Annotated in this window: 12 protein-coding genes and 1 tRNA gene; 9 read left to right on the top strand and 4 right to left on the bottom strand. The window is 66.9% G+C overall.

Annotation, left to right across the window (positions count from 1 at the left end; genetic code table 11):
- The first annotated feature begins 38 nt into the window (after nt 1–38).
- The 9 genes from RVX_RS08430 to RVX_RS08390 all read left to right on the top strand — a co-directional run bounded on the left by RVX_RS08430 (nt 39) and on the right by RVX_RS08390 (nt 9,534).
- Entirely contained in the window at nt 39–530 is a 492-nt protein-coding gene (locus tag RVX_RS08430; protein ID WP_116305511.1) for a ferritin-like domain-containing protein, read from the top strand.
- A 305-nt stretch (nt 531–835) separates the two neighbouring features.
- The gene (locus RVX_RS08425) at nt 836–1,744 is read left to right on the top strand and encodes a hypothetical protein (protein ID WP_116305510.1); all 909 of its coding nucleotides are present in this window, start codon (nt 836–838) and stop codon (nt 1,742–1,744) included.
- 259 nt (nt 1,745–2,003) lie between these two features.
- Nucleotides 2,004–3,146 carry an iron-containing alcohol dehydrogenase gene (locus RVX_RS08420; protein WP_116305509.1) on the top strand — a complete coding sequence of 381 codons (1,143 nt, stop codon included), beginning with the start codon at nt 2,004–2,006 and terminating at the stop codon, nt 3,144–3,146.
- 1 nt (nt 3,147) lies between these two features.
- On the top strand, nt 3,148–4,470 hold the full coding sequence (locus RVX_RS08415) for a two-component system sensor histidine kinase NtrB (RefSeq protein WP_116305508.1): 1,323 nt from the start codon (nt 3,148–3,150) through the stop codon (nt 4,468–4,470).
- Nucleotides 4,471–4,475: 5 nt separating this feature from the next.
- Nucleotides 4,476–5,888: a sigma-54-dependent transcriptional regulator gene (locus RVX_RS08410; protein WP_116305507.1), complete on the top strand. Its 1,413-nt coding sequence runs from the start codon at nt 4,476–4,478 to the stop codon at nt 5,886–5,888.
- A gap of 200 nt (nt 5,889–6,088) precedes the next feature.
- Nucleotides 6,089–7,180 carry an ADP-ribosylglycohydrolase family protein gene (locus tag RVX_RS08405; RefSeq protein ID WP_230404494.1) on the top strand — a complete coding sequence of 364 codons (1,092 nt, stop codon included), beginning with the start codon at nt 6,089–6,091 and terminating at the stop codon, nt 7,178–7,180.
- Nucleotides 7,181–7,307: 127 nt separating this feature from the next.
- Nucleotides 7,308–7,384 (top strand) — tRNA-Arg (locus tag RVX_RS08400).
- A gap of 278 nt (nt 7,385–7,662) precedes the next feature.
- Nucleotides 7,663–8,778, top strand: a complete 1,116-nt coding sequence (gene gluQRS, locus RVX_RS08395; RefSeq protein ID WP_230404493.1) for a tRNA glutamyl-Q(34) synthetase GluQRS — start codon at nt 7,663–7,665, stop codon at nt 8,776–8,778.
- Between the two features lie 366 nt (nt 8,779–9,144).
- Entirely contained in the window at nt 9,145–9,534 is a 390-nt protein-coding gene (locus RVX_RS08390) for a pancreas/duodenum homeobox protein 1 (RefSeq protein ID WP_116305506.1), read from the top strand.
- A 273-nt stretch (nt 9,535–9,807) separates the two neighbouring features.
- On the opposite strand, the gene RVX_RS08385 is transcribed toward RVX_RS08390, so the two are convergent.
- The 4 genes from RVX_RS08385 to RVX_RS08370 all read right to left on the bottom strand — a co-directional run bounded on the left by RVX_RS08385 (nt 9,808) and on the right by RVX_RS08370 (nt 14,169).
- Complete coding sequence (locus RVX_RS08385; RefSeq protein ID WP_172596549.1) at nt 9,808–10,383, bottom strand: TetR/AcrR family transcriptional regulator; 576 nt, start codon at nt 10,381–10,383, stop codon at nt 9,808–9,810.
- A gap of 812 nt (nt 10,384–11,195) precedes the next feature.
- Nucleotides 11,196–12,023, bottom strand: a complete 828-nt coding sequence (locus RVX_RS08380; RefSeq protein WP_116305505.1) for a lysophospholipid acyltransferase family protein — start codon at nt 12,021–12,023, stop codon at nt 11,196–11,198.
- Nucleotides 12,024–12,177: 154 nt separating this feature from the next.
- Nucleotides 12,178–12,849: a glycosyl transferase family 2 gene (locus tag RVX_RS08375; RefSeq protein ID WP_116305504.1), complete on the bottom strand. Its 672-nt coding sequence runs from the start codon at nt 12,847–12,849 to the stop codon at nt 12,178–12,180.
- Between the two features lie 93 nt (nt 12,850–12,942).
- Nucleotides 12,943–14,169 (bottom strand): replication-associated recombination protein A, encoded by a 1,227-nt coding sequence (locus RVX_RS08370; RefSeq protein ID WP_116305503.1) that lies wholly within the window; start codon nt 14,167–14,169, stop codon nt 12,943–12,945.
- Between the last annotated feature and the right edge of the window lie 144 nt (nt 14,170–14,313).

Raw genomic sequence — 14,313 nt, 5'->3', positions numbered from 1 at the left:
GGCGCGGAAATGCCGCGCCGGGGACCTACGGAGAGCATATGGCCGAGTTCTTCAACGCCGCAGACGTCACCGCCGCCGCCATCCGCATCGAGCAGCGCGGCCAGGATGTGTACCGCCAGGCCGTGGCCATGGCCATCAAGCCCGAGGTCAAGGCGCTGTTCGAGCACCTTGCCGCGGAAGAGGCCAAGCACGAGGCGACCTTCCGCGCCATGGCCGACCGCATCGGCCCCGTGGAGTTGCCCGCGTGGAGCATTGCCGCCGAGTACGTGGAATACCTGCACGCGCTGCTCGATTCGCACGCGCTGTTCACCCAGACCGGCACCCTGACCTCGCTCAAGGGGGCGGCCGACGACCACGCCGCCGCCCTGCGCATGGCCATCCAGTTCGAGAAGGATACCCTGCTGTTCTTCACCGAAATGCGCGACCTGGTGCCCGCGTCCGAAAAGGCGACGGTGGATGCCTGCATCGCGGAAGAACGCGCCCACCTGCGCGCCCTTACCGCCATGCTGGCCCAGGCGGCGCAGAGCTAGCCCTTTGCGCACCGGCGGCCGCCGGTGCGTGCACGTTCCGCGCGCGACGACTGACGCAACGGCGCGCGCGGGGCCGAACCGCACATGGGTGCGGAACGGCGCAATGGAGGGGCGGACGGCCGGAAAGAGGCACCCGGCCGTCCGTCATCTCCAGGCAGCAGCGTCCCTTGTCCGCCCCCGCAGCCTCCCGTGGGGCGGAAGATTCCGGCGCGCCGCACACCGTGGTGCGGGCATGTTCCCGCCAGCGCGCCGGACAGCCCGCCGGGGCGCGCTCCCGCGTCGCCCGGCCAGCACGGGAGGCGTTCGTGTTCCATCCATCCCCCTTCGGCATTTCTCCCTTCGACGATCCGAGCGTTGCGCCGCAGCCCCCGGCGGTCCACCCCGGTGCCCCGGGCGGCGTGCCCGCGTGGAGCATCGCGGACGAGCGTGCCTTTTGCGGCCACATGCCCTCGCTGTTCCTGGCCTCGGACCTGTTCGCCGCCACCTACCTGCGCGCTGGCCGCCATTGCCTGCGCCCGGTGACGCCGCTGGCGCTTTCCGCCGCCGTCACCTGCGAGGGGCCATGGCTGGATCAGGGCGACCTGGACGCCTACCTGGCCTGCGTGCTGCTGGCCCTGCACCAGGGCGTGCGCACCCCCCGCCTGCGCTGCCCGGCCGATGAGCCCGCGCGGTTGGCCGGGCTGGGGGGCAGGGCGGGGGCGGCGCGGTTCACCGCGCGGCTGCACCGCCTGCACGAGGCGCGCGTGGCCTGCCGCGACGGCCGGTTCTCGGCGCGAATGCAACTGCTTTCCGCCGTGGTGCGCGACGAGGCCTCGGCCACCCTGCGCATAGAGTTCGGGCCGGAACCCTTCGAGGCCCTGCGCAGCGCGCCGGGCGCGGCGCGCTTCATCGCCGACAGGGCGGCGCTGGGCCGCGATGGGCTTGGCAAATGGCTGCTGGGCGTGGCCTGGACCCTGCGCGAAACCTGCCTGATCGACCCGCACCGGCTGCAATCCATGGTGCCCAAAGGCAAAGGCCGGGATATCCTGCCGCTGTTGCAGGAATTCGCCCGGCGTGGTTATATCCGCGACATGGTCACCCGTTCCGACGGGCTCGTGATCGTGCAGCCGGTCCACCGGCCCGGAGGCCTGCGTGCCGCCGGAGGTGACGCAAGTACCGCCGCGTGTGGGCGTGGGGGTGCGGATGCGCCGCCGGTGTGCAGGCTGCTGACCTAGAGCCCGGCCCGGCGAGCCTTTCGGGGCAGACGCCTTACGGTGCGGCGCACGGAACGGGTACCCTGCGCACGGTGTTGTGGGACGCCGCGCGGGGCGATGCGGAAAAGGGGGACGCGGGCGTTGCCCGCGTTGGAGCGCCCGGCGGATCATTTCCGGCGGGCAGGCCGGGCACACCGGCCAGACGGGCATACGACCAGACGGGCTTACGGCCAGACGGACCGCACGGCATGGCGCGGCACGTCGCGGGAGCAGGGACACCATGCGGATCACCAAATTCGCCATCCCGGAGATCATCTTCGGGCATGGCAGCCTTGACCACCTCGCGCCGTGCGCCCGCAGGCTGGGCGCATCGCGCGTGCTGCTGGTCAGCGACAAGGGGCTGGAATCCAGCGGCTGGGTGGAGCGGGTCATGGACATCCTGGGGGGCAACGGCCTTGAATGGGTGTACTTTTCCGACTGCAATTCCAACCCGCGCGACCATCAGGTACACGAGGGCGCGCGGATCTACCGCGAGGAACGCGCCGACGTGGTCATCGCCCTTGGCGGCGGCAGCCCCATGGACACGGCCAAGGGCATCGGCACCATCGTCGGCAACGGCGGGCGCATCAGCGACTACGAGGGTGCCAACAAGGTCATGCGGCCCCTGCCGCCCATGATCTTTCTGCCCACCACGGCGGGCAGCGGGTCGGACATTTCGCAGTTCTGCATCATCACCGACGTGGAACGCCGCCTGAAGATGTCCATCATCAGCCGGTCGCTGATTCCCAACGTCTCCATCATCGACCCGCAGGTGCTGCTGACCAAGAGCGAGGAGCTGATCATCGCCTCGGCCATCGACGCCTTTGCCCATGCGGTGGAGTCGTATCTTTCCCTGCTGGCCTCGCCGTTCACCGACCACCAGGCACTGCGCGCCATGGAACTGATCATGGCCAACCTGATGCCCGCCGTGGAGCGCCGCGACCCGCAGGCCATGGAACAGCTCAGCATCGCCAGCACGGCGGCGGGCATGTCGTTCAGCAATGCCGGGCTCGGCATCGGCCATTCGCTGGCCCATTCGCTGGGTGGCATGTTCGACGTGCTGCACGGGCTGGTGCACCCGGTGCTGCTGCCGCACGTGATGCGCTTCAACCTGCCGGTGAGCACCGACCGGCTGGCGGCCATCGGGCGCATCGTGGTGGGCCCGCGCGTGGCCAGCGCGGAAAGCATCGCCCGCGCGGGCATCGAACGGCTGGAGGAATTCTTCGCGGGGTTTGGCGTGCCAGTGCGGCTGGGGCAGCTGCTGCCCGACCGTTCCGCGCTGGAAACCATCGCCCGCACGGCGGTCAACGACGCCTGCACCCTCACCAACCCGCGCGCGGTCACCTGGCAAGACCTGCTGGCCATCTGCGAAGAGGCGTGGTGACATGGCCCAGGAAACCAGCCTCGACGACCTCATCGGCATAGAGCACAGCAAGCTGGGCTTCTTTCAGGAACTGCGCCAGACCATTGAGCAGTTGAAGGCCGCGCACCGCGAATCGGAGCGCAACCGCCTGGAGATGGAGGCCATCCTGGACGGCATCACCGACCTGATGATGGTGCTGTCCAAGGATTTGCGCATCATCGCCGTGAACCATGTGTTCTACGACATCCTGGGCGTGCGCGCGCCGGAAGGCCGCTACTGCTACGAGATTTTTCGCCAGCAGGACCACCCCTGCCCGGAATGTCCGGCGCATCGTTCGTTCGTCACCGACGAGGTGTGCCGCGAGACGTCCATCTTCCGCATCAACGGCCGCAGGCTGCAGTTCGAGATGGTGGCCTCGCCCATCAAGGACCCGGCAACCCAGGACCGCCAGATTCTCATCTTCAAGCGCGACGTGACCCTGGAAAAGGAATTCCAGGCCAAGTTCCACCAGGCCGAGAAAATGGCAACGGTGGGCATGCTGGCCGCCGGGGTGGCCCACGAGGTGAACAACCCCCTCACGGCCATCCACGGCTTTGCCGAGGGCATCCTGCGCCGGGTGGAACGGCTGCGCGGCAAGGTGGACCCGGAGATGCACGCCGACCTCGCGGACTACGCGGGCACCATCCTTGGCGAATGCGGCCGCTGCCAGGAGATCGTGCATTCGTTGCTCACCTTCAGCCGTCCGCATTCCTCTGAATTTTCGCCCGTGAACCTGAACGTGGTGGTGGGCGATACCCTGAAGCTGCTGCACAACCACCTGAAGCAGCCCAAGTACCGCGGCGTGCGCATCGACGCCAGGCTGTGCCCCACGGCCCCGGTGGTGCTGGGGTGCGAGGCGCAGCTGAAGCAGGTTATGCTGAACCTCCTGGTGAACGCGCTTGATGCCTTCGACGCGGGGGATGCCAGGAACGGCCGGGGCGGGCAGGGCAGCGAGTGCGGGGGCGACTGCGGCGGCCAATGCGGCGCTGAAGACGGCGGGGAGGACCGCGCCCGTAACGACACGGAAGGGGAGGCTGGCGGCGTGGCGAACATCATCGTTACCCCGTTCCGCGACGAGCGCCACGCGGGCTTTTCCGTGCGCGACACCGGCAGCGGCATCCCGCCGGAACACCTCGATTCGCTGTTCGAGCCGTTCTTCACCACCAAGCCGGTGGGCCGGGGCATCGGCATCGGGCTGTCCACCTGCTACACCATCGTCACGGAGCATGGCGGCGACATTCGCGTGGAAAGCCGGGTCGGCGAAGGCTCCACGTTCACGGTCACGCTGCCGCTTCCGCCGGAGTAACCGACGTGCGCACCACCTACACCGTGCTGGCCGTGGACGACGAGCCGTCCATCGGCAAGCTGCTGGAAAAGGAGCTTTCCACCCCCACCCGCGCCGTGCACGTGGCCACCAGCGCCCGGCAGGCGCGCGAACGGCTGCGCCGCGCCAGCTACGAGGTGGTGGTGCTGGACATCCGCCTGCCGGATGCCGACGGCATCGAATTCATGGTGGAACTGCGCCAGCGTTACCCGGAGACGGAGGTCATCCTCATCACCGGGCACGGCAACATCGACAACGCCGTGGAGGCCATGAAGCTGGGCGCGTACGACTACATCACCAAGCCGTTCAACCTGACCGAACTGGAAGTGGTGGTGGAGCGGGCCTACCAGCGGGCCTTTCTGCGCAACGAAAACCGCGCGCTGCGCCACGCGCGCGACGGGGCGCGCCCGACGGTGACGCTGATCGGCAATTCGCAGGGCATCAAGGAGGTGCGCTACCTGATCGAAAAGGTGGCCCCCACCGACGTGCCCGTGCTGATCACCGGCGAGAGCGGGGCGGGCAAGGAGGTGGCGGCCCACGCCATCCAGTCGCTGGGCAGCCGCGCGGACAAGCCGTTCATCATCAAGAACTGCGCAACGTTGCAAAAGGAACTGGCGCGCAGCGAACTGTTCGGCCATGTGCGCGGATCGTTCACCGGCGCGCTGGAAAACCGCGACGGGCTGATGGCCTTCGCCAACAAGGGCACGCTGTTTCTGGACGAGATTGGCGAGTTGCCGGTGGAGGTGCAGGCGTCCCTGCTGCGCGTGCTGGAGAATAAGACCTACCGCCGGGTGGGCGAGAAGGACCACCGCAGCTGCGACATCCGGCTCATCTTCGCCACCAACCGCTCGCTGGCCGGAGAGGTGGAGGCCGGGCGCTTTCACGAGGCGCTGTACCACCGCATCAACGTGTTCAACATCGACATGCCCCCCCTGCGCGAACGCAAGGAGGACATCCCCCTGCTGGCCGAATTCTTTCTGGCCCGCCTGGGCAACGGGCGGGACGACCTGCGCATTTCCGACCGGGCCATGGCCTGCCTGATGCAATACGCCTGGCCGGGCAACGTGCGCGAACTGCGCAACGTGCTGGAACGCAGCATCATCCTGGCGGAAAACAACCTGATCACCGAACACGCCCTGCCGCGTGAACTGGCGGGCCTTGCGGGCGGAACGGGCGGCGCGGGGGGCGGACACGCCGGGGGCACTGCAGGCGGCGGCGTGGCAGGGCAGCATGGCGCATCCGGCGACGGGCAAGGCCCGCTGACCCTCGAGGCCATGGAGCGCGAACACATCGCCCGGATTCTGGAATTCTACGACAACAATCGTTCGCTGGCCGCCACGGCGCTCGGCATCAGCCGCAAGACCCTGTACCGGAAGATGCGGGAGTATGACATCGGGTAGGTCCGCGTGGGGGAAGACGGTTTTGAGTGCCCGTTACGGCTGCGGCGTGCCGCAGCCGTTTTTCAATTCTGTGGGGCGGTAAAGGGTGCCGGTGCGGCAGGAACATGGTATGTTCGTGCAGCTTCAAGCAAAGGTTGAAACCACGGTGGGCGAGATTGCCGAGCGGGCGCATGCTCCGCCGCCGCAGAGGGAGCACAAGCATGAGCAGGACCATGCACGACCGAGCCGCCGGGGCGCTCATGGGCGCGTGGGTAGGCGATGCGCTGGGCCTTGGCCCGCACTGGTACTATGATCTCGCCGAACTGCGGCGCGACTACGGCCCGTGGATCAGCGGGTACACCGACCCCAAACCGGGCCGCTACCACGACGGCATGAAGGCCGGGCAGTTGTCGCAGGCGGGGTTCATCCTGAAGCTGACGGTGCGTTCCTTGGTGGATCGCGGCGACTATGATCAGGCCGATTTCTGCCGCCGCATGGACGAGGAGCTGTTTCCGCTGCTGAACGGCCAGCCGGTGAGCGGGCCGGGCAACTACACCAGCCAGTCCATTCGCGAGGCGTGGCGGCGCAGGGTGGAGCAGGGGCTGCCATGGGGACAGACCGCAGGCCACGCGGATACCACCGAAGCCATCGAGCGCACCCTGGCCATCGCCGTGCGCCATGCCGCCCAGCCCGCGCGGCTGGCCGCAGCCGTCAGCGCCAACGCGGCGCTTACCCAATCCGACGACGTGGTGCTGTCGCTTACCGTGGCGTATGGCGCGGTGCTGGCCTTGCTGGTGCAGGGGCATCGGCTGGACGCCTCCATTTCCGGAACGTTGATGCAACAGGTTAAGGATGGCACGTTGCCGTTCCATGCCGTGACGCGCGACGGCCTGCAGGCTCCGCGCCCCGGCGACCCGGACCCGCCCCGCGCGGGGCGCTTTGCCTCGCCGGACGCGCTGCTCTCACCCGGCTACATGGCGGCGGCAGCGGCAGACCCGGACATCCGCATCGAACCGGCGTGGAAGGTGTCGCTGGTGTACGGCATGCCCTGCGCCATCTACCACATGCTTCCGGCGGCCTACTATCTCGCGGCGCGCTTTCACGACGACTTCGAGTCTGCCGTGCTGCACGCGGTGAACGGGGGCGGGCAGAACCAGGTGCGCGCCATTCTGACCGGGGCGCTGGTGGGGGCGCAGGTTGGCCTGTCCGGCGTTCCGCAGCGGTTCATCGACGGCCTGGAGGAAGGCGCGGAACTGCGGGCGCTGGCGCAACGGCTGGCCGCGCAGGCGGCGGGCGGGCAAGCCCGTGCGTGATGTAGGAGAGTGCGATAGCCTCCTAAGCTCTAGGCCACAGGGGCTCTCCACCCTTGCGGGAAGCCGTGTTCCACCGGCGTTGACCTTGACAATGCGCCGCGCCATCGTCTAGAGACCATCGATTCCTGCGCCCGTAGCTCAGTCGGATAGAGCGATAGCCTCCTAAGCTGTAGGCCACAGGTTCGATTCCTGTCGGGCGCACCAGAAAACCAAGAGGATACGAGATGAACGTCTCGTGTCCTCTTTGTCATTTCCTGGCCGCAACGGACCTGGTTGCCCTTTGGTTGTCCATCTGTTGCGTTGTCTCCTGCGCGCGTTTTCCTGCTCCTGAACCGGGTGTTGACGATGTGTTGTTTTGTTGTTGTTTAATATGCATTACCCTGATAAAGTTTGAGATTAAATCTTTCGCCACATAGGGTGTCGATGAGGTTTGCCTCCCCCCGTCCTTGACATTCGGGGCGGAAGGTGATGCCGGTACGGGCATGCCGCTTCAGGATTCACCCACCACGCCGCACGAGGCCGCTGCCACGGCCTGTCCCGCAGGGCGTTCCGCCGCTGTCAGTTCCCAGCCGTCCGCCTCCACACCGGCGGGCCAGGTTCGGGGGCGGCTGGCCCCCAGCCCCACGGGGCGCATCCACCTCGGCAATGCCAGCTCCTTTCTGATGGCCTGGCTGTGCGCCCGCGCTGCCGGCGGGAGCATGGTGCTGCGCATGGAGGATATCGACCCGGACCGCTCTCGCCCGGAATTCGTGGAGGGCATGGTCCGCGATCTGCTGTGGCTGGGGCTGGACTGGGACGAGGGGCCGGAGTTTCCCGGCTTCGCCGATGTGCCCGCGCGTGGCGGGCCCTGCGGGCCGTACTCCCAGAGCGAACGCCTGGCTGCCTATGCGGATGCCCTGGCCCGGCTGGAGCGGGAAGGGCACGTCTACCCCTGCTTCTGCACCCGCAAGGAGTTACGTTCCCTGGCGTCCGCCCCGCATGCTGGCGAATGCGGCCCCGCCTACCCCGGCACCTGCCGCGCCCTTGGGCCGCAGGACCGCGCCCGGCGCATGGCCGAAGGCCGCCGCCCGGCCATGCGGGTGCAGTGTGGCGATGCGGACATCACCTTCACCGACCGCATTGCCGGTCCGCAGCGCATGTCGCTGGCCCAGTGCGGGGGCGATTTCGCGGTGCGGCGCTCCGACGGGGTGTTCGCCTACCAGTTGGCGGTGGTGGTGGACGATATCGCCATGGGCGTCACCCAGGTGGTGCGCGGCGACGACATACTTTCCAGCACGCCGCGCCAGATATGGCTGTACCGCCTGCTGGGCGCACCGTCGCCGGACTACGTGCATGTGCCGCTGCTGCTGGATCACGAGGGCGAGCGGCTGGCCAAGCGGCACGGCTCGCTGGCCGTGGCCGCCCTGCGCGAGGCGGGTGTGAAGCCGCAGGCCGTCACCGGATATCTTGCGTGGCGCTTGGGACTGCGCGATGCACCTGGCCTTGCCTTGCCGCGTGAACTGGTGGCCGGTTTCGATCTGGCCCGCGTGTCGCGCCAGCCGGTGATCCTGCCCGCCGATGTGGCGGACTTGCTGCACCGGATGAGCCGGGCAGGCTAGGGGCCGGCGAACTGCGGCTGCGTTGCAGGTGTTCGGCCAGGGCTGGGACGGATCGCCATCTTTACGCGCCGCGCTGCAGCCCGCCTTTTCGCGCGCATAGCCGTGCCGCACGCTGGTCCTTTCCCTGTAAGGGGCTTGCCTCGCCGCCCTGTGCGTGCTAGCCAGATTTTCCGCGAACTCCGGCAATGGCAAGGGGTTTCGTGGTCCCGGCCCGCCCGTGTCCACGGCATGTCCGCTTCACGTCCGGACCGTATCCGAATGGACGGCGTGCCCCGGACCGTGCGCGCCCCGGACCGTACGCCATGTCCGTTCCGGCGGCCCTGTCTTCGCCCGACCCGCCCTATGCCGCGAAATGGGAGACCAGCGATGCCCACTACCAGCAGCGAACGCATCTTCACCCCGCAACGGCTTGCCGCCCTGTTCCCGCCCGACCGGGCCAACGCCTTCTTCGACGCCCTTTACGGCGACGCGGAGGACGGGGCTTACGACATCGCCCTGGCCTTTGACGGCGAGCACGACAACGGACTGGAATTCTCGTTCCGGCTCACCCAGCGGCCAGGCCACTGTCTGGCCTGCAACCTTACCTACGGCTTGCCGCAGGTGTTCGAGCGGCATCCGGTTATCGACCTGCCCGGCGTGGTGGCCAATATCGCCAACGCCCTGGGCCGGGCCGAAACCACCCGGTGGCGTCTGCTGCCCACGCGCGAAATGTCACGCACGCTGCACGTCATTCCGCTGCTGGTGACCTTCGGCTGATTCTCCGCACGTGCAGTGCCGCGCATGGGCGGCGTACGAGGCTTTCTCGGCGAATCCCGGCATCAATCCATGGGGGCGTTCCGACACTCTTGGGCGCTTTTTCCCCGCGCCGGAATTTTTAGGCCATGCGCAGCCCATCACGTTCCCTTGTGATCGTAAGCCGACTACGTTGGCGGGCCGAAATCATCCAGGTCCGGCCTGTGTCACCCTCGGCAAAAAGAAAACCGCCCCTTTCGGGGCGGTTTTCTTTTTGCGTGGCGTGATTCGCGCCTGCTAGGGGGCGATGCTGCGGGCGATGAAGCGAATGGCTTCCTCGTACAGATTCGGCGGGGCGTAGGGGGTGAGCAGGCGGGTACGGTTGACGCCGACCATCATGGAAATGATGACCTGCGCGGTTTCGTGTACCGGCAACTGGCGGATGGACCCGTCTTCCACGCCGCGGCGCAGCTGGCTTTCCAGTTCACGCGGGACCTGGTTGAACTTTTCGTACATCAGGTCGCGGTCGGTCTTGGTCTTCATGTCGCTGTACGGCGAACACCGCACCAGCACCAGCCAGTTGGACGTCTTGTCGATGGAGAAGTCCAGGTAGGCCGTGCAGAAGTTGAGTACCGACTCATGTCCGGTCTTGCCCTTGGCGGAAGCCTCGCGCAGCACGGCAAGAAACTGTTCGAGCACGTCGATGCCAGCGGCGAGGAACAGTTTTTCCTTGTTGCCGTAATGGTGCGTGAGCAGCCCAAGGGCCACTCCGGCGCGTTCCGAAATCTTTTTGAAGGTGGTGTCGGCATAGCCGAATTCACCAAAAAGCTCTTTTGCCGCCTGAAGCAACGCTTCTTTCTTCGAGATGCTCATGTCAACGGCCCGTGGTAGTGCTTGAGGTGTGTATACAAGGGCTCCGCATCCGGCAAGGCGGATGCTCGTCGTGGAGCCGCATAAGAACCGTCGGACCCGCACCCGACGGAACACCGGGAACACTTGTGCCTTCGGCGCTGGCCCGGCGAGGGGCCACGAAGGGCTGCACCTGTGTAGCTTACATGCATGTGGCAGTCAACGCCGCCTGTGCGCACAGTGAAAATGTTGACGCGGGTTTTGTCAACTAGATTCCTCGGAAATGATGCAGAGTCGGCAAGTCTCCATACCGTGCATTGCTGAATGGTTGACCAATCCAATACAAATCGTGACTGTCAGGACTGCACTGGCGTGTAAAAACGAAGACGGCCCCACAGTGGGGCCGTCTCGTGAGGAGTGTTCCGTTGCTCACCTTGCGCACCGAGAAAACCGACAAACCTGTCCGGGAAAGCGTGAAGGAGGCAGGCGGAGTGCGTCGGTCCGGCTTGTTTGGCCAAGCAAACAAAGGCTAGCATCGCGGTGGCGGCGCGTCAAGGGGAGGTGGGCATGACGGCAGGGGCGGACGTGCTGCTTGGGTTGGAGATAGCAGCACTGCGAAGACGCATGACATGGTGTTGGCTGTTTAATCAAACAAGACGGCTCCCATGAAAAGGGAGCCGTCTCGGAGAGGAGTGTACTGATGCCAGGGGAGCTTGCCGGTAGGTGCATACCGGAGGGGGATGGTGCAGATCGCGCCCTGAAAGCTGACTGGGTAATCAATCAGTGCAAGAAAACTATAGTACCCCACCGTGGGGGTGTCAACACTTCAGCCCGCGTCAGGATGAAATGGCGCGAATTTCGTTGCGCCACTCTGCCAGGCACCCTTCGATGAAGGCGTACACGGCAGCCTGCTCGTCCTTGCCGTTGCCGGTGACGGCAAGCGGCGCGGCAAAGCGGAAGTGTACGGTGCGCGCGGGGCGGATGGGGCCAAAGTCCTTGATGGGCCAGCCCGTGCCCCAGGCGTCGGTCTTCAGCGCAAAGGGCACCACCGGCACCCCGGCGCGGCGGGCCAGCTTGACCCCAATGGAGTTGAAGGTTTTGGGGTCCAGCGCGTCGCTGCGCGTGGCCTGCGGAAAGATGATGATGGAAATGCCGCGCTTGAGCCGCTCCTCGCCGCCTTCAAGCACCGCCGCGAGGTCGTCGCGCGGGTTCACGCGGCCCACGGTGATGGGGTCGCGCGTGCGCAGCACGTGCCTGAACACGGGGTAGTCGGCCAGGCTCTGCTTGACCACGTAGGTCACGTTCTTGTGCGGCTGGATGATGGCGGGCAGCACGAAGGTTTCCAGCGTGCTCATGTGATTGCCCACGAACACGCAAGGCCCCTCCAGCCGCGCGAAATGTTCCATGCCCTCGATGCGCAGGCGCACGCCGGTGCGCTCCAGCGCCCGAACCACCTCCACGCTGCTGCCGACCCACGCCGACGAGGGGTATTCCCCCCGTTGCGCGGCGGCGGCGGCACGGTACACGATACCCGCCATCATCGGATAATAGGCCAGCGTGGGGAACAGCCGGGCGATGGGGCCCGCCGCATCGGTCGGGGTCGTGTAGGCATCGCCGGTAAAGGGGACGGGCATGTCGGGAGCGGGAACGATGGCGTCGGTCATATGGCGTATCCCTTTGCGGTCTTGCTGACGTATGGCGCACGCCACGGCGCGGATGGTGCGGCGCGGCGTGCTGCAACGTCGTATACCCCTGCGGAAGCGAAAGGAAAATACCTTTTGCGGGGGCTTTGGAAGACGGCAGCTTGCCCTGTCTTCTTCAGGGTTCGGGGGTTTCCTGTTCCTTCTTCATCTGGCGGAAGTTCAGGCCGCCCGCGTCCAGCCCGCGTCCGGAATCGTAGATGCCCACCAGCCGGTCGGTCACTTCCACGCTGTGCGCCCGGCGGTGGTAGCGCACGATGTTGCGAAAATCCGCCTCGTAGCGTGCGCCTTGCCAGCCATCACAGCGGGTGACCACCAGGTCTCGCGTCAGGCACAGGCACAGCGGGTCGATGTTGCACTGGCGCACCAGCTCGCGACCTTCCTCCGCCACCGGCAGGTACTGGTCCTTGTGCGCCCGGCTCACGTCGATGCGCGCGATGAGCATGTCCGCGTCGGGGTGTGCCTCGTAGATCCGGAAGGCCTCCGGGGTCAGCGAGTTGTCGTCGTCCAGGAACACGATGCGGCGGCCGCGCGAGGCGCGCAACAGGCCGTTGCGGATGGCGTTGCCGAAATCGTTGTCGCGCGGAAAGTCGTACCAGCGCACGAATGCGTCGGGCCGCACGCGCTCGCCTTTCACGCCGTCGAAGCCCACCAGCATTTCCACGTCGCCGGGGGGCAGCCCGGCCTGTTCCGCGGCCAGCCGCACGCTGTCGATGGCAAGACCCAGGGCTATGGGGCGGTCGCCACGGCTGGGAGTGATCAGCGAGTAGAGCGGGGTGGTTTCGGGCATGTGTGGTTCCGCTGGTTATGACGGTGGCGCCCTTGCGGTTGCGGGGACTGACTTTGTCCCCTCGTGATCACGACGTTGCGGCTTCGCGCGGGGCTACTCGGGGCGCGGCTTGCGCTGCCGGGCCAGCCTGCGCCACCAGTTGCTCAGGCGCTGTTCGTCGCCGTGTTCCTTGGGCTGGTAGAAACGGCGTTCCGTCAGGCCGTCAGGCAGGTAGTCCTGCTCTATCCAGCCGTCCGGGTAGTTGTGGGGGTACTTGTACCCCTTGCCGTAGCCCCAGTCCTTCTGCAGCTTGGTGGCGGCATTGCGCAGGTGCATGGGCACCGGCTGCGGGCCGTTGAGCTTTATCTCGCGCGCGGCATTGAGGTAGGCGGCGTAGCTGGAATTGCTCTTGCGGGCCAGGGCCAGGTGCACCACGGTCTGGGCCATGGGGATGAATCCTTCCGGCATGCCCACGAATTCAACGGCCTGCTGGCAGGCCACGGCCAGCGGTAGGGCCTGCGGGTCGGCCAAGCCCACGTCTTCCGACGCGGAAAGGATGAGCCTGCGGCAGACGAAGCGGGGGTCCTCGCCGCCCTCCAGCAGGCAGGCCAGGTAGTACAGGGCGGCGTCCGGGTCGCTGCCGCGAATGGACTTGATGAGCGCCGAGGCCAGTTCGTAGTGGCTGTCGCCGTCCTTGTCGTGGCGGCTGACGATTTCGGGCATGGCCGCGCGCACCCCGTCCAGCCCTCGGTTTTCGGCGGGCAGCCCGGCCACGTATTCCACCAGGTTCAGCATGGCGCGGGCGTCGCCGTGGGCCATGCCGGACAAAAAGTCCAGCACGTCGTCAGTCAGGGGGGCTTCCTGGGCCGCGCCGCCCCGGCGGCCGAGCTCCATCAGTTCTTCGCGGCCCAGCGGGCGCAGCCGCATGACGTGCAGCCGCGAAAGCAGCTGGCGGGTCACGCTGAACGACGGATTCTCGGTGGTGGTGGCGATCATGGTGATTTCGCCGCTTTCCAGGATGGGCAGGAAAAAGTCTTGCTGGGCCTTGGAAAAGCGGTGCAACTCGTCCAGCACCAGCACGTCCACCCCGGACAGCGACCGGCGCAACTGCTGCAAGCCGGCCTCGGGCGCGCTGAGGCGCAGCACCTTGGTGCCGTGGGCATTGGCCAGCAGCAGGGCCAGGGTGGACTTGCCGCACCCCGGCGGGCCGAACAGCAGCAGGCTGGGCAGCCGTTCGGCCCGCAGCAGCGCGGCAATGCGCGGCGTAAGGTGGGTCTGGCCCACGAAGCCGTCGAGGGTGCTGGGCCGGATGCGCTCCGGCAGGGGCTGCTTCAGCGTCACGTCATGATCTCCGGAAATGTCTGGCGGGCCGGTGCCGTGTTGGCGTCGGGCAGGCATGCGGCCATGCGGTAAGGTGATGGAACGTCACGGCTCCGGTCTGGTGTATCAGGCCCGTTGCGCGAGGAAAAGGTGGGTACGCGGGTT

The sequence above is a fragment of the Nitratidesulfovibrio sp. HK-II genome (assembly GCF_003402415.2).
Classification (GTDB): domain Bacteria; phylum Desulfobacterota; class Desulfovibrionia; order Desulfovibrionales; family Desulfovibrionaceae; genus Cupidesulfovibrio.
Note: the sequence above shows the minus strand (reverse complement) of the source record. Positions and strands in the feature narration are given on the sequence as shown.

Excerpts from the sequence above, each read along its gene's own strand:
- RVX_RS08380 (WP_116305505.1), bottom strand. The coding sequence starts at position 12,023 with ATGACCGACGCCATCGTTCCCGCTCCCGACATGCCCGTCCCCTTTACC.
- RVX_RS08405 (WP_230404494.1), top strand. The coding sequence starts at position 6,089 with ATGAGCAGGACCATGCACGACCGAGCCGCCGGGGCGCTCATGGGCGCG.
- RVX_RS08385 (WP_172596549.1), bottom strand. The coding sequence starts at position 10,383 with ATGAGCATCTCGAAGAAAGAAGCGTTGCTTCAGGCGGCAAAAGAGCTT.
- RVX_RS08415 (WP_116305508.1), top strand. The coding sequence starts at position 3,148 with ATGGCCCAGGAAACCAGCCTCGACGACCTCATCGGCATAGAGCACAGC.
- RVX_RS08420 (WP_116305509.1), top strand. The coding sequence starts at position 2,004 with ATGCGGATCACCAAATTCGCCATCCCGGAGATCATCTTCGGGCATGGC.
- RVX_RS08430 (WP_116305511.1), top strand. The coding sequence starts at position 39 with ATGGCCGAGTTCTTCAACGCCGCAGACGTCACCGCCGCCGCCATCCGC.
- RVX_RS08375 (WP_116305504.1), bottom strand. The coding sequence starts at position 12,849 with ATGCCCGAAACCACCCCGCTCTACTCGCTGATCACTCCCAGCCGTGGC.
- gluQRS (WP_230404493.1), top strand. The coding sequence starts at position 7,663 with ATGCCGCTTCAGGATTCACCCACCACGCCGCACGAGGCCGCTGCCACG.
- RVX_RS08390 (WP_116305506.1), top strand. The coding sequence starts at position 9,145 with ATGCCCACTACCAGCAGCGAACGCATCTTCACCCCGCAACGGCTTGCC.